The sequence below is a fragment of the Streptomyces sp. NPDC127197 genome (assembly GCF_042672405.1).
Lineage (GTDB): Bacteria > Actinomycetota > Actinomycetes > Streptomycetales > Streptomycetaceae > Streptomyces > Streptomyces flavusporus.
This window is the reverse complement of the sequence record NZ_JBHXVG010000023.1, coordinates 68,963-95,553: the sequence shown is the minus strand read 5'-3', so window position 1 is coordinate 95,553 and position 26,591 is coordinate 68,963. Positions and strand designations below refer to the sequence as shown.

Below are 26,591 nucleotides of genomic sequence, written 5' to 3'. Positions count from 1 at the left end.
TACGCCATCCCGCGCACACCCGGCGAGCGCCCCGCGCGGACCCGGGGATGCTCGCGGTGCGGAGCGCAGACGCTGCCCGCACCGGAGGTGATGACGTGTCAGGAAGGCTCCTGCGTCTGGTGTGTACGGCGACCGTGGCGGCCCACGCCGTGCTCGCCGCCGTACCCGCGGCCGCCGCACCGCAGCCGCCCGTACCTGGGAAGCGAACCGTGGCCGAGCTGCTGACGGACCTTCGGCGGCTGTACCGGGAGGCCGAGCGGGCCACCGAGTCCCACAACGCCACCGAGGAGAAGCTGAGGAAGCAGCGCACCGAGGTCCGCCGGCTGGACACCGCGCTGGCCCGCGCCCGGCTCGCCCTGCAGGACAGCCGGAGCTCCGCCGGACGGCTGGCCCGGCAGCAGTACCAGGGCAGCACCGACATCTCCCCGTACGTACGGCTGCTGCTCGCCCGCGATCCGCAGCGCGCGCTCGAGCAGGGGCATGTGATCGGCCAGTTGGCCCGGGAGCGGGCCAAGACGGTGGCCGAGCTGGCAGGCGGCGAGCGTAAGGCCGACGAGCTGGCCCGTAAGGCCCGCACGGCCCTCGACCGCCAGCTCACCCTCGCCGCACGGCAGAAGAAGCAGCGGGACGAGGTGCGCAGGCGGCTGGACGCGGTGGAGGAGATGCTCGCCTCGCTCAGTGCCGAGCAGCTGGCGGCGCTCGCCGAGTTCGAGAAGAACGGGATCGCCAAGGCGCAGAAGGAGTTCCTGGCGTCCGGCGCCCTCAGCAGTGTGCAGAAGCCGACCCAGCAGGGCGACCGGGCCCTGCGCTACGCCGTGCGTCAGCTGGGGAAGCCCTACGAGTGGGGCGCGGAGGGGCCGAAGTCGTTCGACTGCTCGGGGCTGACCTCGCAGGCCTGGGCGAAGGCCGGGACGACGATCCCGCGGACCAGCCAGGAGCAGTGGGCACGTCTGAAGCGCATCCCGATGAGCGCGCTGCGGCCCGGGGACCTGGTGGTGTACTTCCCGGAGGCCACGCATGTGGCGATGTACCTCGGCGACGGGATGGTGGTCCAGGCGCCGCGGCCGGGCGCGAAGGTCAAGGTCTCGCCGATCGCGGCCAACCCGATCCTGGGGGCCGTCCGGCCCGACCCCGACGGGGAGCCCCTGCGGCGGTACGCGCCGCCGAAGCTCCCCAAGGGGGCCATGGACGGGTCGGACGAGGGTTACGCCTCGGCCGCGCCGCCGACCTCGGCGAGGTAGGCGGCCGTCTTCTCCGGCTCGTAGAAGAAGTTCTCGAAGTCCGCCGGGTCGTTGAAGCCGTTGGCGAAGCGGTCGGCGACGGGCTGGAGCTGTCCGGCGGCGCCGATGAGGCCCAGGATGTGCTCCGGCGGCGGGGCCAGCATGGCGTTCGTCCACTTGGTGACGTGCTGGGCGGTGTCCCAGTAGCGGTCGAAGGTCTGCCGCATCCACGCCTCGTCGAACTCCTTGTCCCCGTGCTCGAGGATCGAGGCGAGGTAGGAGGCGGCGCACTTGGACGCCGAGTTGGAGCCCTGGCCGGTGATCGGGTCGTTGGCGACGACCACGTCGGCGACGCCGAGCACCAGACCGCCGCCGGGCAGGCGGCCGACGGGGTTGCGCACGGTGGGGGCGTAGCGGCCGGAGAGCGTGCCGTTCGCGTCGGTCAGTTCCACCTTGGTGGCCCGCGCGTACTCCCAGGGGACGAACTTCTCCATGAGTTCCAGGGTCAGGGAGAGGTGCTCCGCCGGGTCCTTGACGCCGTTGAAGACGTCCAGCGGGCCGCCGGGTATGCCTTCCCAGAACAGGATGTCGGCGCGGCCGGAGGTGGTGAGGGTCGGCATGACGAACAGCTCACCGACGCCGGGCACCAGGTTGCAGCGGACCGCGTCGAACTCCGGGTGCTCCGGGCGCGGGCCCAGGCCGTGCACGTAGGCGACGGCGAGGGCGCGCTGCGGCTCGCTGTACGGGGACCTCTCCGGGTCGCGGCCGAACATGGACACCAGCTCGCCCTTGCCCGCGGAGACGAGGACCAGGTCGTACGTACGGGAGAAGTAGTCGAGGTCGCCGACCGCCGCGCCGTGGATGACCAGCTGGCCGCCGCGCTGGGCGAAGGTCTCCATCCAGCCGGCCATCTTCACCCGCTGGTCGACCGACTGCGCATACCCGTCGAGGGTGCCCACCCAGTCGATCGCCCGCTGCGTCGGGCCCGGATCGTGCGAGCCGGGGGCCGCGACCGAGACGCCGAGTCCTTCGATCTTCGGGGCCTGGGACTCCCAGAAGTTCAGCTGGAGATCGCGCTCGTGCTGGAGGGCCGTGTGGAACATGCACTGCGTCGACATGACCCGGCCGGTACGGATCTCGTCCGCCGTCCGGTTGGACATCAGGGTGACCTCGTACCCGTGGGACTGCAGGCCGAGGGCGAGCTGGAGTCCGGACTGGCCGGCTCCGACGACGAGTATCTTCCGCATGCGGGGGTGTCTCCTCCGACTACTGGGCTGCTCAGGACTACGCGGGACAACTCGGGAGTCTCGGGGATTACTCGGGGGTTTCCTCGAGCGCGTGGGCCACCAGGGCCAGGAGGGTCTCGATCACCGAGATCCGGCGCCGCGCGTCCATGATCATGACAGGTATGTGGCGCGGGATCGTCAGCGCCTCCCGCACGTCCTCCGGCTCGAACAGCTCCGTGCCGTCGAAGTGGTTGACCGCGACGACGTACGGCAGTCCGCAGCTCTCGAAGTAGTCAAGCGCCGGGAAGCAGTCCTTCAGCCGGCGGGTGTCGGCCAGCACCACGGCACCGATCGCGCCGCGCACCAGGTCGTCCCACATGAACCAGAACCGCTGCTGGCCCGGCGTGCCGAACAGGTAGAGCACCAGGTCGTCGTCGAGCGTGATGCGGCCGAAGTCCATGGCCACGGTAGTGGTCAGCTTGCCGGGCGTGGCGGTGAGGTCGTCGGTCTCCTCACTGGCCTCGGTCATCAGCGCCTCCGTCTGGAGCGGCGTGATCTCCGAGACCGAGGTGACCAGCGTGGTCTTGCCCACGCCGAAGCCGCCCGCCACGACGATCTTCGTGGCGATGGGGGCACGGGTGCGGTCCGTCTGCCAGGCCTTGAGGTTGTCGTCGGGCTCGACGAGGGGGGAGACGCCACGGGCGGCGTCAGAGACGACGGAGTCCACTCAGCACCCTTTCCAGCAGAGCGCGGTCCGGCCGGCCCGTGCCGTGACCGGTTCCGGTTCCGTACACACGGATCTTTCCCTGGTCCGCGAGATCGCTCAGCAGCACGCGGACCACACCGAGCGGCATCTTCAGCAGCGCGGCGATCTCGGCCACCGTGCGCATCCGGCGGCACAGTTCGACGATGGCCCGCATCTCCGGCATCACCCGGGTGGTGAGGGAACCATTCGTCAGTTCCTTGCGTTCCTCGGGCGCTTCGAGGGCGGCGGTGCTGGCCACGAACGTCTCGACCAGCAGCACATGCCCGAAGCGGGTACGGCCGCCGGTCAGCGAGTAGGGGCGCACCCGGGCGGGCTTGCGGTCGCCGCCGCGCACGGGAAGCTTCTTGGGCGTACTGCTCATCGGGCACTCCCCGTAGGTTCGGACTCCAGGGATTTTCGGAGCTCGCTGCGGAGTTCGGGCGTCAGGACGTGACCGGCGCGGCCGACGAACAGCGCCATGTGGTACGCCACGACGCTCATGTCGCAGTCCGCGGAGCCGTGCACGCCGAGCAGCGAACCGTCGCTGATCGACATCACGAACAGGCTGCCCTCGTCCATCGCGACCATCGTGTGCTTCACGCCGCCGAAGTCCAGCAGCTTGGCTGCGCCGATGGTGAGGCTGCCGATGCCGGAGACGATGGTGGCGAGGTCGGCGGAGGAGCCGCGCGGACCGGTGGGCCGGTCCTCCCGGGGCCGGCGCGCCGCCTCGTTCCGGCCGGGGTCGGAGGAGAGCAGCAGCAGACCGTCCGAGGAGACCACCGCGACCGAGAGGATGCCGGGCACCTCCTCGACGAGGTTGGTCAGCAGCCAGTGCAGATTGCGGGCCTCACTGCTCAGTCCGAAGGTACTGGGAGCGGTCAACTGCTTGCCTCCTCGACGGTGCCCCCCGTGGCTTCTTCGGCATGTGCGTGTGCGCTGGGTGTCCGGGACGCTGCGTCCGGCGTCGTCGTCTCGGCCGTGCGTTCGGCGATTTCCGCCTCGACGTCCCGGCGACCGGCCTCCGCTCCCCGGCGGAAGCCGCCCAGCCGGCGGCGCAGTGCCTCGGCGTCGACGGATCCGCTGCGCGGCCGGGGCGCCGAAACGGGCGCGGTGATCTTCGGGGTGCGCTTGGGCAACCCCTTGTCGGTGACGGGCTCGTCCCCCTCGTCGGGGGTGCGCTCGTGGGTGTCGGGGCCGATGGAATAGGGGCCGGCGGGGGGCGCGTCCGTACGGTGCGCGTCCGCGGGGTACGCGTCCGCGGGCCGAGGCTCGGTGGGGCGGGCCTCGGGGGCGTACGGGTCGTCGGGATGCGCGTCCGCGGGGAGTACTGCCGTGGCCGGTTCCGCGGGCGTGGGCTCCGGGATGAGGAGCTCCATCGTGGTCTCGGCGGGGGCTTCGGGCGCGGGCACGCTCTCGTGCGGCTCCGCGGTCTCCCGTACGGCCTCGTCGGTCTCCGCGGTGTCCCGTACGGCCTCGTCGGCCCCGGTGGACTCGTCGGTCGCCGCGGTCTCCTCGGGCTCGGCGGCCTGCTCCCGTACCGGCTCCTCCGGCTCCGCGTCCCGCGCCTGTACGGCCTTCTCCGCCAGCGCGACCAGCGGGTCGCCGCTGTCCGAGCGACCGTGCAGGACGTTGGAGTTGGCCTCCGCGTCGGCGCCCGGCAGGGAGAACGTGTGCGTACCGGCGGCCGCCGGCGTGACCGTCGGGACCGCGGACTGCGGGGCCTGCGCGAGGAGCCCCTGGGGCAGTACGACGACGGCCGCGACCCCGCCCTGCTTCTGCGCGCGCAACTGCACCCGCACCCCGTGCCGCTGGGCGAGCCGGGCGACGACGTACAGACCGAGCCCGAGCCCGTCCTCGCCCTCCTGGTCGTACGTCGCCTCGGGGTCGAGGTCGGCGAGGCGGGCGTTGAGGCGGCTCATCCGCTCGTCGGTCATGCCGATGCCCTCGTCCTGGACGGAGAGCATGACCTCGCCGTTCTCCAGCAGCCAGCCGGAGACCTCGACGGGCAGGTCGGGCGGGGAGAACGCGGTGGCGTTCTCCATGAGTTCGGCCAGCAGGTGCGACAGGTCGTCCGCGGCGAACCCGGCGATGTGCGCGTGCGGCGGCAGCGCGGCGATCCGGACCCGCTCGTACCGCTCGATCTCGCTGACCGCGGCACGCACCACGTCGACCATCGGGACGGGCCCGGCGTGCTGCTGGATGTGCTCGGCGCCGGCCAGGACGAGCAGGTTCTCGCTGTGCCGACGCATGACGGTGGCGAAGTGGTCGAGCTTGAACAGGGTGGCGAGCCGGTCGGGGTCCTGCTCACGCTCCTCCAGGCCCTCGATGACGCCGAGCTGCCGCTCGACCAGGCCGAGGGTGCGCAGCGCGAGGTTGACGAAGGTGCCGCCGATGCTCTCGCGCAGCCGCTGCAGCCGGCCGGCGGCCTCGTCGAGTTCGGCGCGCAGTTCCTCGCGGGCGTCGGCCATCTTCTGCCGCTGGCCGATGAGGTGCTTGCGGTCGGACTCGAGGGTGGTGACGCGCTCGTGCAGGGCCACGGCCTGCGCGTGCAGGGCGTTGACCGAGCGGACGACCTGGGCGAACTCGTCGTTGCGGCCGGTGAACTTCACCGGCTCTTCGGCGGCCGGGGCCTCGGCGCCGGCCAGCCGGGCCGAACCGATCCGCAGGACGGCGAGCGGGCGGGTGAGGCTGCGGGCCAGGCCGGTGGCGACACCGACGGCGAGGAGTATCAGGGCGCCGAGGATCGCGATACGGATCTCCAGCTCGGTGACATCGTCGTCGCGCAGCGCCTCGAGGTCCTCGATGCGGCGCTCGTAGAGGGCGGACTCGACGCCGCGCATGGTGTTGACGCGGGCGGAGAGGGCGGCGTCCAGCTTGTCGGCGCTGGTGGCGAGTTCGCGGTCGGAGAGGGTGGGCTGGTCGGTGAGGGCGGCGAGGTACTGGTCGGCGGCGTTGACCTCGGGGCCGGTGACCGTGGAGTCGTAGGAGGTGCGGGCGGACTTGGTCGCGGTGTCGTGGAAGTCGGCGAGGGCGGCGTCGGAGCGCAGCCGGGCCTGCAGGGCGGCGGCGGTGAGGGCGGCGCGCTGTTCGGTGTCGGCGTCCGAGGAGACGACGGTCTCGGTCGGCAGGCCGGTGACGGGGTCGATGACCGTCTGGGTGGTGCGCGGCACGTTGAGGGCGGCGAGGAGCAGTCCGCGGGTGGCGGCGGCCTGCTGGACGGTGGTGTCGAGCTCGGCGAGGGCGTACGCGCCGGAGCCTGCGCGGGGCGGGAACTGTTCGGCCAGTTCCTCGGCGAGCCGGTGGAGTTCGCCGATGGCGTCGGAGTAGGCCTCGTGCGCTTCGAGAGCGGTGCTCTTTCCGGTGAGCGCCGCTCTGCGTACGGCTGCGATGCCATCGAGGTCCGCCCGCAGCGAGGCGGGGGTGTCGGTGTTCGCGCGCAGCTCCTCGACCTGCCGGTCGACCCGGGCGCTGCGCTGCTCGGAGGGCGCCTTGGACTTGGGGCGGCCGGCCGCGACGTAGGAGGTGACCTCGTCGCGTTCGTCGGCAAGGGAGTGGGCCAGGACGAGGGCGTCCCGGGTCTGCCCGGCCAGCGTCACCAGGTCCTGGCTGTCGCTCAGCTGCCCGGAGGCGGCGATGACCGAGGGGGCGCCAGCCCCGGCGATGGCGGCGGCCACGACGGCGACGGCCACGATCAGCCGGTTGCGTACGTGGGTCGGACGACCCCTGCCGACAGGGGTGCGCTCCGCGCCCCCTTCGGAGGCCGTCTGCTTGCCTGTGCGCCGAGGCCTCTTCTTCTGCACCGGTGCTCGCATTCCTGACTCGTGTACCCATGGGCCCGGGCGACGCTCCGTCAACTGGTGTGCACACCCGGTGCGGTTCCGGTCCCCGACCCTCCCAGTGCCGGTGGTCAGTGGTCGCCCATCACCTGACCCGCCACCCGAAGGAGTGAACATCGGAGGGGAGTTGGCGGGCAAGTTCCTCCGGCGTGTGCGACGGCCCCGCGCGGCGGGCCGGTTGGACGTGGGCGGCGGGCTTTGGCACTATTCGCCGCCACGTCTTCCCGGAGTCCGCCATTCCACCCCAAACCCGGCGCCTGACCTGCGACGGTACGTCGATCCGGCGACCGATGGCACCCTTTCGCGGACCTTGTGAAGGGCTCGTGCAGACTGGCCGGATGCGCACAGAACTGGTTTCGGAGCCGGCTGATCCGGCCCGCCCCAACGAGGACTTCGCCAGTGTCGGACTTCCCGCCTGCGGACAGGGTGGTTCGCTCGTGGTGCTGGACGGAGTGACCCCGCCGAGGGGTGAGACGGGCTGTCTGCATTCCGTTCACTGGTACACCGCCCGGCTCGGCGGGGCGCTGACCGAACTGACCGTTTCACTCCCGGATGTTCCCCTGTCCGACGCCCTGGCCCGCGCCATAGCGCGTACGGCCGAGGCCCATGCCGAAACCTGTGAGCTTTCTCACCCGCGCACCCCGCAGGCGACCGTGGTCCTCGCCCGCTGGTCCCCGGCGACCGTCGAGTATCTGGTCCTCTCCGACTCGACACTCCTCGTCGAGTCCCCCGACGGCACGGTCACGCCGTACCTCGACGACCGCCTGTCCCGCCTCCCCCGCGCGAGCCTGGCCACCGACGCCCTGGTCGACGCCACCGTCCGCAACAAGGAGGGCGGCTTCTTCACGGCCGCCGCGGATCCCTCGGTGGCCGCACGGGCGGTGACCGGGGCCCTGCCGCGCAGCGAGGTCCGCGCCCTGGCCGCGCTGACGGACGGGGCGACCCGGTGGACGGAGAAGTTCCGGGAGGGCGACTGGACGGACCTCTTCACCTTCGTACGCAAGAAGGGGGCGCAGGCGCTGATCGACCGCGTCCGCACCCTTGAGGCCGCCGACCGCGAGGAGCGGACGTATCTGGGCCGCAGCAAGACCCACGACGACGCGACGGCCGTCTACGCGGAGCTCTGACGGGCTACTTCTCCATCCCGGTGTTCAACTGGTGCAACAGCCGGGCGAGTTCGGCCACCTCGCGGCGGTCCCAGTGGGCGAGCTTGCTGACGTACCGCGCCCGGCGGGCCTCCCGGACCCGCTGCACCCGCGTCCGCCCCTCATCGGTGAGGTGCACCAGCCAGGCGCGGCCGTCCGCCGGATCGGGTTCGCGGGCCACCAGCCCCAGCTCCTCGAGGGCACGGAGCTGGCGGGACATGGTGGCCTTGCCGACGCCGATGTAGGCCGCGAGCTCGGTGGCCCGCTGCGCGCCGCACTCCTCCAGCCGTACGAGGAGTCCGTACGCGGCCGACTCCAGGTCCGGATGGACCTCGCGGGCCATCTCGCCCTGGTTGGCGCGGGCCCGCCGCAGGAACACGGTCAGCTCGCGTTCCAGGGCCAGGAACTCCTGGTCCACACCAGTCGGCGACGCGCCGCTTCCGCCGCGATGTCCGTCGCCGTTTCCGTCCACGTGCACGTCAGTCCCCTGATCCGGTTTCCCGATCCTGAAAGTTCCTGCCAGCCACCGGCCATTGCCGCAGCTCTCTCAGTATTTCGCAGGCGTAGACCAACGGCAGTGCCAGGTCGACGACACACTGCCGCTGCCCCACCGGACGGAAGGACGGCGGGGCAGCGGGTCGGGGCGGTTCGGTTCGCGGCGCGGTTCTGTCGGGATCAGTCGACGCCGCCGCCGTTACCAGTGGTAATCGTACCTGTCCTTCCAGTAATCGAACCTGTCCTTCCAGTCGCGATCGTGCCTGTCCTTCCAGTCGCGATCGTGCCTGTCCTTCCAGTGATGATCGCGGTCGTCGTCCCAGCGGTGGTCGCGGTCGTCATTCCAGTGGTGGTCGTGGTGCTTGTACCACTTGCAGTGCTTGTGCCACTCCCCGAACTTGTGGTGCTTGTGCCACTTGCAGTGCCAGTACTTGTGCCCGTGGTCGCCGTGCGTGGCGACCGTGCTCACGGTCGGCGATTCGGGCACCGAGGACGCCGAGGCAGCGCTCGCCGGGAGGATGATCCCTCCGGCGGCCACCACGCCCGAAGCCGCGATGGTCGCGACACGGATTCTGCGCTTCTGGCGGATTTCCTGCTTGTTTTCCTTGGTGCGAGTCACGGATTCCTCCTACTTCGGAGGGGCCTTTTCGTTTTCCGGCGTTTCGGGTAAGGCCGCACTTCAAGTAGGCCGGAACTGCACAAAAAGGTCATGTTCCGAATATTCGTGACTTGACACCACAAGGGGTAAAGGTGGTTAATACGCACTCACGGCGAAGGCCCGGGCCTCCCTCACGGGACCCGGGCCTTGCCCATCCGGTCACGTCCGTCACGCCGCGACCGGAACCTCCGGCTCCGCGCCGTTCGTGGCCGGCGACAGGGCCAGTTCGAGGACCTGGCGGACGTCGGTGACGGCGTGGACGTCGAGCTTGTCCAGCACCTCGGCCGGGACGTCGTCCAGGTCGGGCTCGTTGCGCTTGGGGATGATCACGGTGGTGACACCCGCACGGTGCGCGGCGAGCAGCTTCTGCTTCACGCCGCCGATCGGCAGGACGCGGCCGGTCAGCGAGACCTCGCCGGTCATCGCCACGTCCGTACGCACCAGACGGCCGGACAGGAGTGACGCCAGTGCCGTCGTCATCGTGATGCCCGCGCTCGGGCCGTCCTTCGGCACCGCACCCGCCGGGAAGTGGATGTGTACGCCCCGGTCCTTCAGGTCGGCGACCGGCAGTTCGAGCTCGGCGCCGTGGCTGCGCAGGAAGCTCAGCGCGATCTGCGCCGACTCCTTCATCACGTCACCCAACTGTCCGGTCAGCGTCAGGCCCGCCGCGCCCGTCTCCGGGTCGGACAGCGACGCCTCGACGAACAGCACGTCTCCGCCCGCTCCGGTGACCGCGAGGCCAGTCGCCACGCCGGGCACGGCCGTACGCCGCTCCGCCGGGTCCTGGGCGGACTCGGGTACGTGGTGCGGTCGTCCGATCAGACCCCGCAGGTCACCGTCCCCGATCGTGAACGGCAGCTCCCGCTCGCCCAGTTCGTGCTGTGCCGCGACCTTGCGCAGCAGCCGTGCGATGGACCGCTCGAGGTTGCGGACGCCCGCCTCGCGCGTGTACTCGCCGGCGAGCTTGCGCAGCGCGCCCTCGTCGATGACGACCTCGTCCTTGTCCAGGCCGGCCCGCTCCAGCTGGCGCGGAAGCAGGTGGTCACGGGCGATGACGATCTTCTCGTCCTCGGTGTAGCCGTCGAGCCGGACCAGCTCCATACGGTCGAGCAGGGCCTCCGGGATGGCCTCCAGGACGTTGGCGGTGGCGAGGAAGACGACGTCGGACAGGTCGAGTTCGACTTCCAGGTAGTGGTCACGGAAGGTGTGGTTCTGCGCGGGGTCGAGGACCTCCAGCAGGGCCGCGGCCGGGTCGCCGCGGAAGTCCGACCCCACCTTGTCGATCTCGTCCAGGAGCACGACCGGGTTCATCGACCCGGCCTCCTTGATGGCGCGGACGATACGGCCGGGCAGCGCACCGACGTACGTACGCCGGTGACCGCGGATCTCGGCCTCGTCGCGGACACCGCCGAGGGCGACGCGGACGAACTTGCGGCCCATGGCGTGGGCGACGGACTCGCCGAGACTCGTCTTGCCGACGCCGGGCGGCCCGACGAGCGCAAGCACGGCACCTCCGCGCCGCCCGCCGACGACGCCCAGGCCCCGGTCCGTACGGCGCTTGCGCACCGCCAGGTATTCGGTGATCCGCTCCTTCACGTCCTCCAGGCCCGCGTGCTCGGCGTCCAGGATCGTCTTGGCGCCCTGGATGTCGTACGCGTCCTCGGTCCGCTCGTTCCACGGCAGTTCGAGCACCGTGTCGAGCCAGGTCCGGATCCACGAGCCCTCGGGCGACTGGTCGCTGGACCGCTCCAGCTTGTCGACCTCCTTGAGGGCGGCCTCGCGGACCTTCTCGGGCAGGTCGGCGGCCTCGACGCGGGCGCGGTAGTCGTCGGACTCCTCGCCGTCCTTCTCACCGTTCAGCTCGCGCAGTTCCTTGCGTACGGCTTCCAGCTGCCGCCGCAGCAGGAACTCGCGCTGCTGCTTGTCGACGCCCTCCTGGACGTCCTTGGCGATGGTTTCGGCGACGTCCTGCTCGGCGAGGTGGTCGCGCAGGTGCTGGGTGGCGAGCTTCAGCCGGTCGACCGGGTCGCCGGTCTCCAGCAGCTCGATCTTCTGATCGAGGGTCAGGAAGGGCGAGTACCCCGAGTTGTCGGCCAGGGCGGACACGTCGTCGATGGCCTGCACACGGTCGACGACCTGCCATGCGCCGCGCTTCTTCAGCCAGGCGGTGGCGAGGGCCTTGTACTCCTTGACCAGTTCGGCGACGTGCCCGGGCAGCGGCTCCGGCACGCTCTCGTCGACTCTGGTCCCCTCGACCCACAGCGCGGCACCCGGCCCGGTCGTCCCGGCGCCGATCCGCACCCTCCCCCGCCCCCGGATCAGGGCACCGGGGTCACCGTCGGCGAGCCGCCCGACCTGTTCGACGGTGCCGAGCACACCGGTGCTCGCGTACGTCCCGTCGATCCGGGGCACCAGCAGGACCTTGGGCTTTCCGGGCTCGGACCGGGCAGCGGCCTGGGCGGCCTCCACCGCGGCCCGCACATCGGCGTCGCTCAGGTCCAGCGGGACCACCATCCCGGGCAGCACGACCTCGCCGTCGAGCGGCAGCACGGGCAGAGTGAGCGGTGTGAACGCCGTTGACTCAGCAGCCATGATCTCCCCTTAGGCAGTCAAGTTGAGCTATGCCGACTCAATGCACGGGAGCCGCCGAATGTTCCCCTGGCCCCGTTCGCTCTGAGCGATCACTCCCGAGCCGCCGCCGGGCCCCTGCGCCACCTCTGTGCCAACGCCGCCGGGAGCCGAGCTACTCCCCTCCGTCATTCCGCCAACATGCCGTCAGAGAAGTGCCAGGATGGGCAGATGGCCACCACCTACGACATCCCCGAAGTCCTGGACCGTCGTGAGGGCCCCTCGGGCGAGGTCGTGCTGCGCCGGCACGGGACCCTGCTGCAGATCATCGTCAACGGCTGTTTCCTGATGGACACCTCCGACGGACGATCGGAGCGGCGGCTGGTCGACGCGGCGCTGAACGCCCTGGACAGGAGGGCGGCGCCCGCTGTGCTGATCGGCGGACTCGGCGTCGGATTCTCGCTCGCACACGCCGCCGCGAACCCCCGCTGGGGCCGCATCACGGTGGTCGAGCGCGAGCGCGCCGTCATCGACTGGCACCGCGACGGACCGCTCGCCGAGCTGTCCCGAGAGGCCCTCGCCGACAGCCGTACGGAGATCGTCGAAGCGGATCTGATCGACTTCGTCAATGAGACTTCCGCCACGTTCGACGCGCTGTGCCTGGACATCGACAACGGGCCCGGATGGACCGTCACGGAGGGGAACGACGGGCTGTACTCCGCGGCCGGACTGGCAAGCTGCGCAAGGATGTTGAGGCCCGGCGGCGTGCTCGCCGTGTGGTCGGCGCAGCCCTCCCCGGAATTTGAAGGATCCTTGCGGAATGCCGGTTTCCGGTATGTGCGTACCGAAGAGATCCCCGTTGCCCGGGGCGTTCCGGACGCCGTGCATCTCGGCGTACGACCTGGATAGCCGAGCTGCGGTGACTCCCCGTACGCTGCATCCCTGACGCCGATCATTCAAGCGTCAATCGCAGTCATGGGATCACCCCACGGATTCCGGAAAGCACACTTCAGGGGCGGGCGATGGAGCAGACACACACCTCCCACAACGGCACGGCGGCGACCACCCCGGGCGCACAGCGCCGGGTGCTGGTGGTCGAGGACGATGCGACGATCGTCGACGCCATCGCGGCCCGCCTGCGCGCCGAGGGATTTCTCGTACAGACGGCCAGTGACGGCCCGGCCGCCGTCGACACCGCCGAGGCCTGGCAGCCCGACCTGCTGATTCTCGACATCATGCTGCCGGGCTTCGACGGTCTGGAGGTCTGCCGGCGGGTGCAGGCCCAGCGGCCGGTGCCGGTACTGATGCTCACCGCGCGCGACGACGAGACCGACATGCTGGTGGGCCTCGGCGTCGGCGCCGACGACTACATGACCAAGCCGTTCTCGATCCGGGAGCTGGCCGCACGCGTGCATGTGCTGCTGCGCCGGGTCGAGCGGGCCGCGGTCGCGGCCGCCACTCCGCGCACCGGCATCCTGCGCCTGGGCGAGCTGGAGATCGACCACGCACAGCGCCGGGTCCGGGTGCGCAGCGAGGACGTGCATCTGACGCCCACCGAGTTCGACCTGCTGGTCTGCCTGGCGAACACGCCGCGCGCGGTGCTCTCGCGTGAGCAGCTGCTGGCCGAGGTGTGGGACTGGGCGGACGCCTCCGGCACCCGTACCGTCGACAGCCACATCAAGGCGCTGCGGCGGAAGATCGGCGCCGAGCGGATCCGCACGGTGCACGGCGTGGGCTACGCCCTGGAGACACCGACGCCATGAGCGAGGGGCGGCCGGCCGCACGGAGGAGCCCCGGGGAGCCCTGGGGCGGCGTACGCCCGTTCTCGATCAAGACGAAGCTGGGTGCGCTGGTCGTCATCTCGGTACTGATCACCACCGGGCTGATGATGATCGCCATGCGCACCGAGACCGAGCTGCGCTTCATCACGGTCTTCTCGATGATCGCCACCCTGCTGATCACGCAGTTCGTGGCGCATTCGCTCACCGCACCACTGGACGAGATGAACGCGGTGGCCCGCTCCATCTCGCACGGCGACTACACCCGCCGGGTCCGTGAGAACCGGCGGGACGAGCTGGGCGACCTGGCCGTCACGATCAACCGCATGGCCGACGACCTGGAGGCCCAGGACAACCAGCGCAAGGAGCTGGTCGCCAACGTCTCCCACGAGCTGCGCACACCGATCGCCGGGCTGCGCGCGGTCCTGGAGAACATCGTGGACGGCGTCACGGAGGCCGACCCGGAGACCATGCGGACGGCCCTGAAGCAGACGGAGCGGCTGGGACGGCTCGTGGAGACGCTCCTCGACCTGTCGCGTCTGGACAACGGCGTCGTACCGCTGAAGATGCGGCGGTTCGAGGTGTGGCCGTATCTGTCCGGGGTGCTGAAGGAGGCCAACATGGTCGCCTCCGCGCGCGCGGGCATCGCCTCCGGCTCCGGCAGTCACACACGTACGGACGTCCATCTGCACCTCGACGTGTCCCCGCCGGAGCTGACCGCGCACGCCGACCCGGAGCGGATCCACCAGGTCGTCGCCAACCTGATCGACAACGCGGTCAAGCACAGCCCGCCGCACGGCCGGGTCACGGTGAAGGCGCGGCGCGGGGCGCTGCCCCAGTCGCTGGAGCTCGAGGTCCTGGACGAGGGTCCGGGCATTCCGCGGTCGGAGTGGCACCGGGTCTTCGAGCGGTTCAACCGGGGTGCCGTCAGCCGGCCGCACGGTCCGGGCAGCGACGGCGGCACGGGCCTCGGCCTGGCGATCGCCCGCTGGGCGGTGGATCTGCACGGCGGCAAGATCGGTGTGGCCGAATCCGAGCGGGGTTGCCGGATCCTTGTCACCCTTCCGGGACTGCCATCCGTGCCAAGTTGACGTAAAGTTCGAAGCGGAGCCACAAGATCCACGGGCGTCCGCACTGCAGGACACGTGTGATCAGGCGAAGGCCCGCGTCTCGTATGCGCCGGGCTCGGGCCAACGCACCCCTTTCACACCGGAACCACGCTTGTTTCCCGCCATTTCCATCCCCGAAACACGTGCTCAGATGTGACTTACGCGACGATGAACGGGCCCGGCCTGACCTTCTCGGTCATGGAGGCGTAGCCTTGATTCCCGCTGTCCATCACCTTGTGAAGCGGAAGAGGGCGGTTGCCGCCGTGTCGCCACAGTCCCCCAGTAACGCATCGAGCATCTCGACCGACGCCGATCAAGCGGGCAAGAACCCCGCTGCCGCGTTCGGTCCCAACGAGTGGCTCGTCGACGAGATCTATCAGCAGTACCTCCAGGACCCGAATTCGGTAGACCGCGCCTGGTGGGACTTCTTCGCCGACTACAAGCCGGGGGCACCGTCCGCCCCGGCTCCGGCGGGTACCGCGGCCGCGGGGGCCGCGGAGACCACCACCACGGCTCAGACCCCGGCCCCGGCCGCCCCGGCCCAGGCAGCTCCCGCGGCTCCGGCCGCCCCGGCCGCTCCCGCGGCCCCGAAGCCGGCCGCCGCGCCCGCCCCGGCGGCTCCGGCTCCGGCGAAGGCCGCGGCCCCTGCCCCGGCCGCCAAGCCGAAGGCGAAGGCCGAGCCCGCCGCCGCGACGACGGCGCCGGAGGGCCCCGAGCTGATCACGCTGCGCGGCCCCGCCGCGGCCGTCGCGAAGAACATGAACGCCTCCCTGGAGCTGCCCACGGCCACGTCCGTGCGCGCGGTCCCGGTGAAGCTGCTCTTCGACAACCGCATCGTCATCAACAACCACCTCAAGCGGGCCCGGGGCGGGAAGATCTCCTTCACGCACCTGATCGGCTACGCGATGGTGCAGGCCATCAAGGCCATGCCGTCGATGAACTGGTCGTTCGGCGAGAAGGACGGCAAGCCGACCCTCGTCAAGCCGCCGCACATCAACCTCGGCCTCGCCATCGACCTGGTCAAGCCCAACGGTGACCGTCAGCTGGTCGTCGCGGCGATCAAGAAGGCCGAGACGCTGAACTTCTTCGAGTTCTGGCAGGCCTACGAGGACATCGTCCGCCGCGCCCGCGACAACAAGCTGACGATGGACGACTTCACCGGCGTCACGGTCTCCCTGACCAACCCGGGCGGCCTCGGCACCGTGCACTCGGTCCCGCGTCTGATGCCCGGCCAGTCGGTCATCATGGGCGTCGGCTCGATGGACTACCCGGCGGAGTTCCAGGGCACCTCCCAGGACACCCTGAACAAGCTGGGCATCTCCAAGGTCATGACGCTCACGTCGACGTATGACCACCGGGTGATCCAGGGCGCCGCCTCCGGCGAGTTCCTCCGCCAGGTCGCGAACCTGCTCCTCGGCGAGAGCGGCTTCTACGACGACATCTTCGAGGCCCTGCGTATCCCCTACGAGCCGGTCCGCTGGCTCAAGGACATCGACGCCAGCCACGACGACGACGTCACCAAGGCCGCCCGCGTCTTCGAGCTGATCCACTCCTACCGGGTCCGCGGCCACGTCATGGCCGACACCGACCCGCTGGAGTACCGCCAGCGCAAGCACCCCGACCTGGACATCACCGAGCACGGCCTCACCCTGTGGGACCTGGAGCGCGAGTTCGCCGTCGGCGGCTTCTCCGGCAAGTCCCTGATGAAGCTGCGCGACATCCTCGGCGTCCTGCGCGACTCGTACTGCCGCACCATCGGCATCGAGTTCATGCACATCCAGGACCCCAAGCAGCGCAAGTGGATCCAGGACCGCGTGGAGCGCCCGCACGCCAAGCCGGAGCGCGAGGAGCAGCTGCGGATCCTGCGCCGGCTGAACGCCGCGGAGGCCTTCGAGACCTTCCTGCAGACGAAGTACGTCGGCCAGAAGCGCTTCTCCCTGGAGGGCGGCGAGTCCGTCATCCCGCTGCTCGACGCGGTGCTGGACTCGGCCGCCGAGTCCCGGCTCGACGAGGTCGTCATCGGCATGGCCCACCGCGGCCGGCTGAACGTCCTCGCCAACATCGTCGGCAAGTCGTACGCGCAGATCTTCCGCGAGTTCGAGGGCAACCTCGACCCGAAGTCGATGCACGGCTCCGGCGACGTGAAGTACCACCTGGGCGCCGAGGGCACCTTCACCGGCCTGGACGGCGAGCAGATCAAGGTCTCGCTCACCGCCAACCCCTCGCACCTGGAGGCGGTCGACCCGGTCCTGGAGGGCGTCGCCCGCGCCAAGCAGGACATCATCAACAAGGGCGGCACGGACTTCACCGTCCTGCCGGTGGCCCTGCACGGCGACGCGGCCTTCGCGGGCCAGGGCGTGGTGGCCGAGACCCTGAACATGTCGCAGCTGCGCGGCTACCGCACCGGCGGCACGGTCCACGTGGTCATCAACAACCAGGTCGGCTTCACCGCGGCCCCCGAGTCCTCGCGCTCCTCGATGTACGCGACGGACGTGGCCCGCATGATCGAGGCCCCGATCTTCCACGTGAACGGTGACGACCCGGAGGCCGTGGTCCGCGTCGCGCGGCTCGCCTTCGAGTTCCGCCAGGCGTTCAACAAGGACGTGGTGATCGACCTCATCTGCTACCGCCGCCGCGGTCACAACGAGTCGGACAACCCGGCCTTCACCCAGCCGCTGATGTACGACCTGATCGACAAGAAGCGCTCGGTGCGCAAGCTGTACACCGAGTCCCTCATCGGTCGCGGCGACATCACCCTGGAAGAGGCCGAGCAGGCCCTGCAGGACTACCAGGGCCAGCTGGAGAAGGTCTTCACAGAGGTCCGCGAGGCCACCGCGCAGCCGGCGGCGGTGCAGACGCCCGACGCGCAGGCCGAGTTCCCGGTCGCCGTGAACACCGCGGTCTCCACGGAGATCGTCAAGCGGATCGCCGAGTCCCAGGTCAACATCCCCGACCACATCACCGTCCACCCGCGTCTGCTGCCGCAGCTGCAGCGCCGGGCGTCGATGGTCGAGGACGGCACGATCGACTGGGGCATGGGCGAGACCCTCGCCATCGGCTCCCTCCTCCTGGAGGGCACCCCGGTCCGCCTGGCCGGCCAGGACTCGCAGCGCGGTACGTTCGGCCAGCGCCACGCGGTGATCATCGACCGCAGCACCGGCGAGGAGTACACGCCGCTGCAGTACCTCTCCGAGGACCAGGCACGGCTGAACGTCTACAACTCCCTGCTCTCCGAGTACGCGGCGATGGGCTTCGAGTACGGCTACTCGCTGGCCCGCCCGGACGCGCTGGTGATGTGGGAGGCCCAGTTCGGCGACTTCGTCAACGGCGCGCAGACGGTCGTGGACGAGTTCATCTCGTCGGCGGAGCAGAAGTGGGCCCAGACGTCCGGCGTGGTCCTGCTCCTCCCGCACGGCTACGAGGGCCAGGGCCCGGACCACTCGTCCGCCCGCCCGGAGCGGTTCCTGCAGCTGTGCGCGCAGAACAACATGACGGTCGCCATGCCGACCTCCCCGTCGAACTACTTCCACCTCCTGCGGTGGCAGGTGCACAACCCGCACCACAAGCCGCTGGTCGTCTTCACGCCGAAGTCGATGCTGCGCCTGAAGGCCGCCGCGTCGAAGGCGGACGAGTTCACCACGGGCCAGTTCCAGCCGGTCATCGGCGACGCGACGGTCACGGACCCGGCCGCGGTGAAGAAGGTCGTCTTCTGCGCCGGCAAGGTCTACTACGACCTGGAGGCCGAGCGTCAGAAGCGCGGCGCCACGGACACGGCGATCATCCGTATCGAGCGCCTGTACCCGCTGCCGGGTGCCGAGCTCCAGGCAGAGATCGCCAAGTACCCGAACGCCGAGAAGTACCTGTGGGCCCAGGAGGAGCCGGCGAACCAGGGTGCCTGGCCGTTCATCGCCCTCAACCTGATCGACCACCTGGACCTGGCGGTCGGCGCCGACGTCCCGCACGGTGAGCGCCTGCGCCGTATCTCCCGCCCGCACTCGTCGTCGCCGGCGGTGGGTTCCGCCAAGCGGCACCAGGCGGAGCAGGAGCAGCTGGTGCGTGAGGTGTTCGAGGCCTAGGCCTTACGGCACCGAGGGCCCGGTCCCGAGTCGCTGCGACTCGGGACCGGGCCCTCGCCGTTTCAGATCGGCTGGGGCTCGAAGTCCCAGTAGGGGCGGTGGCGTTCGAGGATGTAGTGGGTCTGGGGGTGGTCGGGGCCGAGGACCGTGGTGAGGCGGGTGACGGCGTCCCGGTGCAGGGTCTCGGCCTCCTCGGGCTCGCCCAGCTCGGCGAGGTCGAGGGCGAGACCGGCCCGCAGGCTGATGGTGAGGACATGGCTCTCGCCCAGCGCCCGGGCGGAGCGTTCGGCTGCGTCGCGGCCGAGCGCGGCCGCGGACTCGGTCTCCCCTGCGGCGGCGAGCGCGGCCACCCCGTTCTTGGCGCAGCCGATCGCCCACGGATGCTCCCGGCCGACCGCCTGCTCCATCTCCTGAACGGTCCGCAGGGACAGCTCCAGCGCGCTGCGGGTCTCTCCCATGTCCCGCATGACGGTGGCGACGTTGTCCCGCGCCCCGATCGCGTAGGGGTGGGCCTCGCCGAGCTGGGCCGCGTACTGCGTGGCGGTGAGCTCGGCGAGTTCCCTGGCCTCCGCGGTCCGCTCCAGTTGGCGCAGCAGCATCGCGTAGTCGCAGGAGACCATCAGGGTCTCGGGGTGCAGGGCGCCGCGCCGGCGCAGCAGCTTCTCCCGGACGCCGCGCATCATGACGTGCGCGAACTGCAGGTCCCCGTCCCGGCGGGCGCACAGGGCGAGGTTGTGCTCGGCGTGCAGGGTCTGGCTGTGGTTGCGGTCCAGCACCTGGCTGTGGACGCGGGAGTTGTGACCCTGGATGGCCAGCGCCTCCCGGTACCGGCCGAGCAGTCTCAGCATCCAGGCACTGCGCAGCGCCGAGTTGAGCGTGGCCGCGTCCTTGCCGCCGAGCAGTTCGACCCGGGCCTCGAAGATCCGGCGGTGCTGGACGAGCGATTCGGCGTAGTGGCCCTGCAGGCCGACGGCGACGGCGAGGTTGCTGCGGATGCTGAGGGTACGCGGGACGTTCTCGCCGCCGAGTTCCTCCGCGGCGCTCGCGGCGGCCTCCTCGAACAGGGTGCGCGCCTCGGCGTACCGGCCGAGGGCCATCAGCGTCCCGCCGAGTCCGTCCTTGGCGCGGATCAGCTCGATGGGCCGGACCTGCCCGGCGCCGCTCAGCCGCCGCAGGTTCTCCCGGCCCACCTCCTCCGCCTCGGCGTACCGGCCGAGTCGGCGCAGCATGTTGGCGAGTTGGTGGACCGCGACGAGCACGGACCGGTCGGTGTCGCCGAACTTGGGCCGCCAGTTGTCCACGGCCAGCCGGCTCAGCCACCAGCCGTCGTGGTACTCGCCGCGCATCCGCAGGTACTCGACGCAGTTGAGCACCAGGTCCCGTACGTCGTCGTCGGCCGACTGCAGCGCGCCGGACGGCTCCAGGTGCGGGATGATCTCGGCGTAGCGCGCCCAGTTGCCGGCCTGGGCAGAGTCCCGCGGGTCGGCGGAGACCAGGACCTTGCGGGCGGCGGCCGAATAGCGTTCGGCGTCGTCGGGTGCCTGTACGGAGCGGACGTAGCGGTGGAAGAGGCGGTGCATGCGCAGGGTGCCGACGGTCTGGGTGTCCAGGCGGCGGGGACCCTGCTCGTACTCGATGCGCATGGAGGTGATCTCGGAGAGCTTGCGCAGCGCCGTGTTCCAGCTACTGGGCTCGCTGATCAGCTCGGCCAGTTCGGGCGGCAGGTCGCCGTGCCGGGCCGTCTGCAGCAGTCGTACGGGGACGACGTCGGGTGAGAAGCAGACGAGCAGGTTCAGCAACTGCCAGGCCGGTTCGGACCCTTCGCGCAGGGAGTTGATGAGCTTGGCCCAGGCGACCTCGAACTTCGGGTACTGGCCGGAGGCCATGACGCCGAACCGGTCCGGCCGGCCCTCCCGGATGTCGCGTACGTAGTCGTTCACCGACACCGTCGGGTTCAGATCCAGCCAGGCGGCCATCTGGTCGAGGAGCAGCGGCATGTCCTCCACGGCCTCGGCGAGCCGTTCCGCCTGGTCGTCGGTGAGCCGGGCCGCGCGGCGCCGGAGGAACGCGACGCTCTCCCGGCGTTCGAAGGGCGGCACCTCGATGGTCTCGGCGTGCGCGGCCCACTCGCCGCGATGGGTGGTGACCAGGACGTGCCCACGGCCCTCCGGGACGAGGTCGCGCAGCGGCTCGGGGTCGCCGGCGCCGTCCAGCACGAGCAGCCAGGGTCGTGCGGTGTCGTCGAGTTCACGCCGTACGGCCTTGATGGTGGCCGCCAGGTCCCCGGCGTCCGTCAGGCCCATCTCGGGGGCGAGCTCGGCGAACTGCTGGCGGGCGGTGACGCGCTGGGCGGCGCTGATCCACCAGACGATGTCGTACTCGCCCGCGAACCGGTGCACGTACTCCGCGGCGAGCTGGGTCTTGCCGAAGCCGCCCGGGCCACGCAAAGCCACGGTGGCTCCGTCCCGGCGGGCGGCGGACAGCGTCGCGTACACCTGCTCCAGCAGCTCGGTGCGTCCGATGAACCGGCGGTTGCGGCGCGGCACCCGGCGCCACACCTCCGGCGGGTCGTCCGGGAAGCGGGGGCCGCGGCGCAGGTCGATCAGGGCGCCGGGGGCCGGTACTCCCGCGCATTCCAGGACGCGGCTGCGGGCCACCTCGGGCCTGAGGCCGCGCAGTTCGACGGGGGCCAGCGCGATGGTGGCCTCGGGCATCGGCTGGGCCGTGACGCTGACGGCGGCGATCCGGTCCCGGTACTCCGGCAGCGTCTGGCGCAGTACGCCGGCCCAGGCATCGAACCGGCTGCGTTCCAGGCGCTCGTACCAGTCGTCTATGACGAGCAGTATCCGGCCCGGGGCGCTCATCAGGTCGCCGAGGGCCTGCACGGTGGGCGGGCGTCGCAGCGGGTTCCAGCGCACCAGTGTCGTGCGGCGTCCCGCGGCCCGGATCTGGTGGTCGATCCACTTGGCCCAGGATTCGCTCTGCCCGGCGAAGACCACCGTGACGTGTCCGAGCTGCGCGGTCATCCTGCAGTCCCCTCACTGAACCTGTCACGACTGTGCACAGGTTAGTCAATTGTGCGTCAAAACGACTTCATGGGTGCCCAGTTGGGCGATGTGCACCGGCATCACGTTCCGTCCTGCGTCGTTTCCCGCGCCGTCCGGTCGAGCCGGCCGGCGATGTGCCGGACGAGTCGCTCCAGGTCGGCGCAGTAGACGCTGGGGTGCCGGAAGCCGGTGCCGGGCGCGTACCGGTGCACGTAGTTGCCGCCACCGCACACCCGGCCGACCGGACAGTCCAGGCACTCCGGGGCCAGCGCCCGCTCTCCGACCTGCCGGGCCGCGATCCCGGGATGGCGCAGGGCCCGGTCGAAGGAGTGCCGGAAGACGTCGAGGCCGGTCTCGGCGGCGCCCGCGTAGGCCGACCTGAGCGAGTCGACCTGCTCGATGCCGCCGTCCGTCTCCACGACGACCGCGGCCATCGGGGAGAGCCCGACGGCCTCGGCACTGCTGGGGGCGCCAAGGAGCAGGGCGGCGATCTCCTGGAAGAGCCGCACACGGGTGCACAGCCGTCCCGCGTCCCACCAGGCGTCGAAGACGGCGGCGAGCCAGTCGCCGTACGGGGTGGGGGCGGGGCGGTGCCGGCCCGGACGCCGGGACGGGAGTCCCGGGGGCGGGTGGGCCCAGTTGGCGTGCGGGAGCAGGAAGTCCACGCCGGGCGGGTCCAGGTCGAGCAGCGACCGGTAGACGTCGTGCGGATCGGTGGCCGGGTCGATGGTGCAGAGGATGCCGGCGTACGTCTCCGGGCGGGCGGCGAGCCGCCGGGCGGCGGCCCGGGCGGCGGGCCAGGCGGGGCGGCCGGCGTGGTCGACGCGGCGGGCGTTGTGCGCGGCCCGTCCCCCGTCGAGGCTGAGGCCGACCCGGACACCGGCCCCGGCCAGCCGGTCCAGCGCGGCAGCCGTGAGTCGGGTGCCGTTGGTCTGGACGGTGGTGGTGACCCGGCAGTCGGCGGGGACGGCCTCCCGTACCGCGCGCACGTAGGCGAGGACGGGCTCGGGGCCGGTGAGGAGGGGTTCACCGCCGTGGAGTTCGACGCGGATGCGGTCGAGGCCGTGTTCCCGGACGTGCTCGGCGATCCGGGCCGCGGTGCGGCGCATCGTCGGCTCGGGCGTACGGGCCGGACGCTCGCGCCAGCCGTCGTCCCGGCCCCGGTAGACGTAGCAGTAGGAGCAGTCCAGGTTGCAGCGGCCGTGGACCTTCAGCACGAACTGGCGGAAGGGCGTCGGGCGGTGCGCCGTCGGGTCCAGGACGGCGTGCGGCCACTGGGGATGTGTGGTCATGGGGCGTCTTCGTAATGGGCGACGACGGTGGACTCCCCGTCCCGGGTGCGCAGTTCGGCGAGGATCGCCGCGAGAACCGGGTGGTCGGTCCGGTCCGGCCTGGGGATGTCGGGGAGAGGTATGCGGGTGTCCTCCGGGCGTGCGGTCACTCGGGGGCCGTTTCGGGGTCCGGGCGGGTGGTGGGGGTGCGGGCCGGCCCGGACCTCATGGTGCGGAGCTGCTCCCGCAGCTGCTCTCGGCTCAGCAGCGCCGTGGCCAGCAACTCGTCCATGCCTTCCTCCCGCGCCAGCTCGACGGCCTGCCCGTAGCACTCGATCGCCCGGTGCAGATGCGTGAGCGTGGCCGTCCTGGAGTAGAGGGACGTGAGCATGGCACCGCGGGTGGTCCAGCAGCGTACGAGAAACTCGGGCTGATCGGCGCAACGGATGGCCTCGCCCAGCAGCCACTCGGCCTCGTACAGGTCGGACAGCACCTCCTGGAGCTCGTACCGCCTGAAGTGGGCGAGGCTCAGGTTCATCCAGCGCACCGGGATGTCCGGATGGGCCATGGGGGTCTCCTGCAGGGCGGCGCGCAGCACGACGACGGCCCGGCTCGCGGTGTCGATGGCGTCCTGGAGCCGGGCCTTCTCGAGCAGGGCGGCACCGAAGGCGGCCAGCATGTCCGGCCGGTCGGGGTGGTCCTCGCCCAGCAGCCGTTCGGCCTGCGTCCACGCTTCGATGGCGGAGTCCAACTGGCGTTCGTCGCGGGCGTTCTGGTAACCGCTCCAGGACATGCGCGCGATCAGCAGGAGGCATTCGAGCCGTAGGGCCTCGTCGTTACCCGCGGCGGCCAGTGCTTCTTGCCAAGCCTCCACCAGCGGGCCAACCTCGACGGCACCGCTCACCGACCCGGCGAGCTCGGTGGCCGACGCCACCGCCAGCCAGGCCCGGCAGCGCTCCACGTCCGAAAGGACCGGTTCGCCCATGAGCGCGGCCAGGAAGTCCTCCCTGGCCTGCCGTACCGACTCCGCCGCTCGTTTCGGTACGGGTGTTTCCGTCCCGGCGTGGTGCCGTGCCAGGTCGAGCCACAGCCCTCCTCGGACGAGCAGGGCGTGTTCCCACTCCGGGTACGAGATCCGGATGTCGGCCGCCGAGACGGCCCGTTGCAGATGCGCCGGATACCAGTGCCCGGGGTCCACCGCCTGGTAGGGACCCGCGCCGGCGTGCTCCCGTCCCGCCTCCGCGATCGCCCGCCGTACGTGCATCAGCGTTTCGGAGGCGACCATCGCGTCGGGAGTGTCCGCCTGATCCCGCATCGCCAGACCGAGGTCCCGGTCCGCCAGATACAGCAGCACTGCCAGGGCAGCGGCCTCCGTGCCGTGCGCCGTCCTCCTCGTCCAGTCCCGCAGACTGTCCGGAATCCCCTCGAAGTCAAGTCCCCGACTGCTCAGCTCACCGGCCAGCACCCAGCACACCAGGCCCCGCACCAGCCGCCCCCGCGGACCGACCTCCTCCGGCTCACCCACCGCCTCCCACGCATCGCGGAGATCCTCCCCCACCCCCTTCACCCGCCACCGCATCAGCAGCGCGTCGGCCAGCTCCACGGACGCCGACTCCCGCTCGGCACCCGTCCGCGACACCTCCACCGCCTGCTGCAAGTACCGCACCGCAGCGTCGAGTTCGCGGGTCAGTCCCTCCCCCTCGAACCGCCCGATCGCCTCACGTCCCTTGCCGACCAGCTCCTGAGCGCTCAGCTCGGGCAGTACCGCCGCGACCGGAATCCGAGCCCCCAACTCCCGCAGCACATCCGCCGACACCTCGGCGAACGCCCGCAGCCCGGCCGGCTCCTCCGCACCCGGGCCGGCCGGCGGCGACGCGTCGGCCGCCCCCGGATCCACCGCTCCGCGCAGGAATGCCGCCGCCAGTGCCGGGAAGTTGCGCACACTGCGCCCGAACTTCCGCTCCACGTAGGCGGAGCAGTGCTTGAACAGCAGCTCGACGTCCTCCACGGCCAGGCGGGTGCGCAGCTCGCCGGCCACGCCCGGCAGGAACTCGTACCGCACGGCCTGTGGGTCGTCCGGGTCCTCCCGGCGCCTGAGCAGCCCGCTGAGCAGCACCTCGGACAGCACCTCGGGCCCGCTCCCGGCGAGCATGGCGTGCTGTACGAGCTGCATCACCGGCAGGTACAGCGGCACCGCGGACAGATACACCGCGAGCCGGCGCGCCTCCGGAGAGGCGGAACGCCAGAAGGCCCGCACCCGTTCCGTACCGCTCAGGTCCTCCTGGGCCCGCACCCGCGCGCGGGAGGGGGCGTGGTCGGCGCGTACCCAGCCGGCCGCGGTGGCCAGCGACCCTCCCGTGGCGCCCGACACCAGCCGCGCCCAGCCCTCCACCGAGCCACGGCGCAGCGCCAGCACCGGGACGGGCAGCGCCTGCCGTTCGACGGGCCCCTTGTCCGGCAGGAACTCCAGCGTTCCGGCGGGCCCTTCGCGCCGCCGCAGCAGTCCGCGCCGGGCCGGCAGATGGGTGCGCAGCCACATGCGCTGCGGCAGCGGCTGGACGACGGCCACGGGCGCCGTCGCGGCCCAGCCGTGCAGCAGCCGCTGGATACGGCCGCTGCGCCACATGGGGCCGGCGCAGTCGCTGAGGACGAGCGTCAGCCGGCGTCCGGTCGGGTCGCTGAGCTGTCCGGGCGCGTGCAGCGGGCCGGTGTGCTCCGGCGTGGCGGCGCAGCCGGGCCGCCCGTGGGTGTCCTCGTGCAGGTACTGCACCTGCACCTCGCGGAAGGCGCCGGCGCGCTCGCAGACCTGGCGCAGCTCGTCGAGGGCCTGCTGCCACACCACGGTCGACGTGGAGACGTCCATCAGGAGCAGTAGGCGTGCCTCGCGGCGTCGCTCGGTGCGCAGGACGGGCAGGACGAGCCCGGATTCGGCGGCCTGTTCGGCGGTGGCCCGCTCGTCGAGGGTGCGCGGCACGGGGCGTACGGGTGCGCGGTACCGCTGGAGGGGGCGTAATCCGCGTTGCAGGGCAAGGGGTTCGGGCAGGGCGGGGGCGGCGGGGACGCGGACGGGGGTCATCCGGCCGCCGGTCTCGTCGCCTCTCTCGTCGCTTCCGGAGCCCGGGGCGAACATCCGGACACTGTCGGGCCGTTGCTCCTCGGGCGGGCCGGCCGAGGTGGGCGGGGCGGTCGGCAGGGACGGGAGGCCGTCCGCGGGCCCATGGGGTGTGCCGGGTGCGGTGGGTGTCGTGCGGTCCGGCTCCTGCCGCGCCGGTGCCGACAGCCGGCGGGCCAGCCACAGTGCGTCCGCCAGCTCCTCGACGTCCGGGGCGAGGCCCGCGTCGCGCAGACGCGCGACCAGCGCCGTGAGCACCTCGCTCACGGCGCCGGCCGGGGTGCCGGGAGCCGGTGCGGACATCG

Annotated in this window: 18 protein-coding genes; 6 read left to right on the top strand and 12 right to left on the bottom strand. The window is 71.3% G+C overall.

What is annotated here, in order from left to right:
- The first annotated feature begins 95 nt into the window (after positions 1-95).
- Positions 96-1,241: an NlpC/P60 family protein gene (locus tag ACFVJQ_RS30245; RefSeq protein ID WP_385788667.1), complete on the top strand. Its 1,146-nt coding sequence runs from the start codon at positions 96-98 to the stop codon at positions 1,239-1,241.
- Here ACFVJQ_RS30245 and ACFVJQ_RS30240 read toward each other — a convergent pair.
- The 5 genes from ACFVJQ_RS30240 to ACFVJQ_RS30220 all read right to left on the bottom strand — a co-directional run bounded on the left by ACFVJQ_RS30240 (position 1,205) and on the right by ACFVJQ_RS30220 (position 7,003).
- Complete coding sequence (locus ACFVJQ_RS30240; RefSeq protein ID WP_385513330.1) at positions 1,205-2,467, bottom strand: styrene monooxygenase/indole monooxygenase family protein; 1,263 nt, start codon at positions 2,465-2,467, stop codon at positions 1,205-1,207. The two genes, ACFVJQ_RS30245 and ACFVJQ_RS30240, sit on opposite strands and share 37 nt — an antisense overlap.
- 67 nt (positions 2,468-2,534) lie before the next feature.
- On the bottom strand, positions 2,535-3,173 hold the full coding sequence (locus ACFVJQ_RS30235; protein WP_385513331.1) for an ATP/GTP-binding protein: 639 nt from the start codon (positions 3,171-3,173) through the stop codon (positions 2,535-2,537).
- On the bottom strand, positions 3,154-3,573 hold the full coding sequence (locus ACFVJQ_RS30230; RefSeq protein WP_385513332.1) for a DUF742 domain-containing protein: 420 nt from the start codon (positions 3,571-3,573) through the stop codon (positions 3,154-3,156). Before ACFVJQ_RS30230 ends, ACFVJQ_RS30235 begins: the two co-directional genes overlap by 20 nt.
- Positions 3,570-4,073 (bottom strand): roadblock/LC7 domain-containing protein, encoded by a 504-nt coding sequence (locus tag ACFVJQ_RS30225; RefSeq protein ID WP_224739771.1) that lies wholly within the window; start codon positions 4,071-4,073, stop codon positions 3,570-3,572. Before ACFVJQ_RS30225 ends, ACFVJQ_RS30230 begins: the two co-directional genes overlap by 4 nt.
- Complete coding sequence (locus ACFVJQ_RS30220) at positions 4,070-7,003, bottom strand: nitrate- and nitrite sensing domain-containing protein (protein WP_385788664.1); 2,934 nt, start codon at positions 7,001-7,003, stop codon at positions 4,070-4,072. The genes ACFVJQ_RS30225 and ACFVJQ_RS30220 overlap by 4 nt, the downstream gene beginning before the upstream one ends.
- A 362-nt stretch (positions 7,004-7,365) precedes the next feature.
- Here ACFVJQ_RS30220 and ACFVJQ_RS30215 point away from each other — a divergent pair, with 362 nt between their 5' ends.
- Complete coding sequence (locus tag ACFVJQ_RS30215) at positions 7,366-8,154, top strand: protein phosphatase 2C domain-containing protein (RefSeq protein ID WP_385513334.1); 789 nt, start codon at positions 7,366-7,368, stop codon at positions 8,152-8,154.
- A gap of 4 nt (positions 8,155-8,158) precedes the next feature.
- Here ACFVJQ_RS30215 and ACFVJQ_RS30210 read toward each other — a convergent pair whose 3' ends face one another.
- The 3 genes from ACFVJQ_RS30210 to lon all read right to left on the bottom strand — a co-directional run bounded on the left by ACFVJQ_RS30210 (position 8,159) and on the right by lon (position 11,917).
- Positions 8,159-8,650, bottom strand: a complete 492-nt coding sequence (locus ACFVJQ_RS30210) for a MarR family winged helix-turn-helix transcriptional regulator (RefSeq protein ID WP_385513335.1) — start codon at positions 8,648-8,650, stop codon at positions 8,159-8,161.
- 216 nt (positions 8,651-8,866) lie between these two features.
- On the bottom strand, positions 8,867-9,286 hold the full coding sequence (locus ACFVJQ_RS30205; RefSeq protein ID WP_385513336.1) for a hypothetical protein: 420 nt from the start codon (positions 9,284-9,286) through the stop codon (positions 8,867-8,869).
- Between the two features lie 207 nt (positions 9,287-9,493).
- Positions 9,494-11,917 (bottom strand): endopeptidase La, encoded by a 2,424-nt coding sequence (gene lon / locus ACFVJQ_RS30200; RefSeq protein WP_385513337.1) that lies wholly within the window; start codon positions 11,915-11,917, stop codon positions 9,494-9,496.
- Between the two features lie 207 nt (positions 11,918-12,124).
- On the opposite strand from lon, the gene ACFVJQ_RS30195 reads away from it, so the two are divergent.
- From ACFVJQ_RS30195 to ACFVJQ_RS30180, 4 genes are all read left to right on the top strand, one after another.
- Positions 12,125-12,802, top strand: a complete 678-nt coding sequence (locus ACFVJQ_RS30195; protein WP_385513338.1) for a spermidine synthase — start codon at positions 12,125-12,127, stop codon at positions 12,800-12,802.
- A 113-nt stretch (positions 12,803-12,915) separates the two neighbouring features.
- A complete protein-coding gene (locus tag ACFVJQ_RS30190; RefSeq protein WP_129800686.1) occupies positions 12,916-13,656 on the top strand; it encodes a response regulator transcription factor in 741 nt (246 codons plus the stop codon).
- Positions 13,653-14,762, top strand: coding sequence for a sensor histidine kinase (locus ACFVJQ_RS30185; protein WP_385513339.1), 1,110 nt, complete (start codon positions 13,653-13,655; stop codon positions 14,760-14,762). The genes ACFVJQ_RS30190 and ACFVJQ_RS30185 overlap by 4 nt, the downstream gene beginning before the upstream one ends.
- A gap of 281 nt (positions 14,763-15,043) precedes the next feature.
- On the top strand, positions 15,044-18,856 hold the full coding sequence (locus tag ACFVJQ_RS30180; protein ID WP_385513340.1) for a multifunctional oxoglutarate decarboxylase/oxoglutarate dehydrogenase thiamine pyrophosphate-binding subunit/dihydrolipoyllysine-residue succinyltransferase subunit: 3,813 nt from the start codon (positions 15,044-15,046) through the stop codon (positions 18,854-18,856).
- A gap of 62 nt (positions 18,857-18,918) precedes the next feature.
- On the opposite strand, the gene fxsT is transcribed toward ACFVJQ_RS30180, so the two are convergent.
- The 4 genes from fxsT to ACFVJQ_RS30160 all read right to left on the bottom strand — a co-directional run bounded on the left by fxsT (position 18,919) and on the right by ACFVJQ_RS30160 (position 26,589).
- Positions 18,919-21,882: an FxSxx-COOH system tetratricopeptide repeat protein gene (gene fxsT, locus ACFVJQ_RS30175; protein WP_385513341.1), complete on the bottom strand. Its 2,964-nt coding sequence runs from the start codon at positions 21,880-21,882 to the stop codon at positions 18,919-18,921.
- A gap of 101 nt (positions 21,883-21,983) precedes the next feature.
- Positions 21,984-23,195, bottom strand: a complete 1,212-nt coding sequence (locus ACFVJQ_RS30170; RefSeq protein ID WP_385788659.1) for an FxsB family cyclophane-forming radical SAM/SPASM peptide maturase — start codon at positions 23,193-23,195, stop codon at positions 21,984-21,986.
- Positions 23,192-23,344, bottom strand: a complete 153-nt coding sequence (locus tag ACFVJQ_RS30165) for a hypothetical protein (RefSeq protein WP_385513343.1) — start codon at positions 23,342-23,344, stop codon at positions 23,192-23,194. Before ACFVJQ_RS30165 ends, ACFVJQ_RS30170 begins: the two co-directional genes overlap by 4 nt.
- Entirely contained in the window at positions 23,341-26,589 is a 3,249-nt protein-coding gene (locus ACFVJQ_RS30160) for an SAV_2336 N-terminal domain-related protein (protein ID WP_385788657.1), read from the bottom strand. Before ACFVJQ_RS30160 ends, ACFVJQ_RS30165 begins: the two co-directional genes overlap by 4 nt.
- Positions 26,590-26,591 lie beyond the last annotated feature (2 nt).

What these genes read in the sequence shown, in the direction of transcription:
- ACFVJQ_RS30240 (WP_385513330.1), bottom strand. Translation starts at nt 2,467, where the DNA reads ATGCGGAAGATACTCGTCGTCGGAGCCGGCCAGTCCGGACTCCAGCTC.
- ACFVJQ_RS30230 (WP_385513332.1), bottom strand. Translation starts at nt 3,573, where the DNA reads ATGAGCAGTACGCCCAAGAAGCTTCCCGTGCGCGGCGGCGACCGCAAG.
- ACFVJQ_RS30220 (WP_385788664.1), bottom strand. Translation starts at nt 7,003, where the DNA reads ATGCGAGCACCGGTGCAGAAGAAGAGGCCTCGGCGCACAGGCAAGCAG.
- ACFVJQ_RS30215 (WP_385513334.1), top strand. Translation starts at nt 7,366, where the DNA reads ATGCGCACAGAACTGGTTTCGGAGCCGGCTGATCCGGCCCGCCCCAAC.
- lon (WP_385513337.1), bottom strand. Translation starts at nt 11,917, where the DNA reads ATGGCTGCTGAGTCAACGGCGTTCACACCGCTCACTCTGCCCGTGCTG.
- ACFVJQ_RS30195 (WP_385513338.1), top strand. Translation starts at nt 12,125, where the DNA reads ATGGCCACCACCTACGACATCCCCGAAGTCCTGGACCGTCGTGAGGGC.
- ACFVJQ_RS30190 (WP_129800686.1), top strand. Translation starts at nt 12,916, where the DNA reads ATGGAGCAGACACACACCTCCCACAACGGCACGGCGGCGACCACCCCG.
- ACFVJQ_RS30185 (WP_385513339.1), top strand. Translation starts at nt 13,653, where the DNA reads ATGAGCGAGGGGCGGCCGGCCGCACGGAGGAGCCCCGGGGAGCCCTGG.
- fxsT (WP_385513341.1), bottom strand. Translation starts at nt 21,882, where the DNA reads ATGACCGCGCAGCTCGGACACGTCACGGTGGTCTTCGCCGGGCAGAGC.
- ACFVJQ_RS30170 (WP_385788659.1), bottom strand. Translation starts at nt 23,195, where the DNA reads ATGACCACACATCCCCAGTGGCCGCACGCCGTCCTGGACCCGACGGCG.
- ACFVJQ_RS30160 (WP_385788657.1), bottom strand. Translation starts at nt 26,589, where the DNA reads ATGTCCGCACCGGCTCCCGGCACCCCGGCCGGCGCCGTGAGCGAGGTG.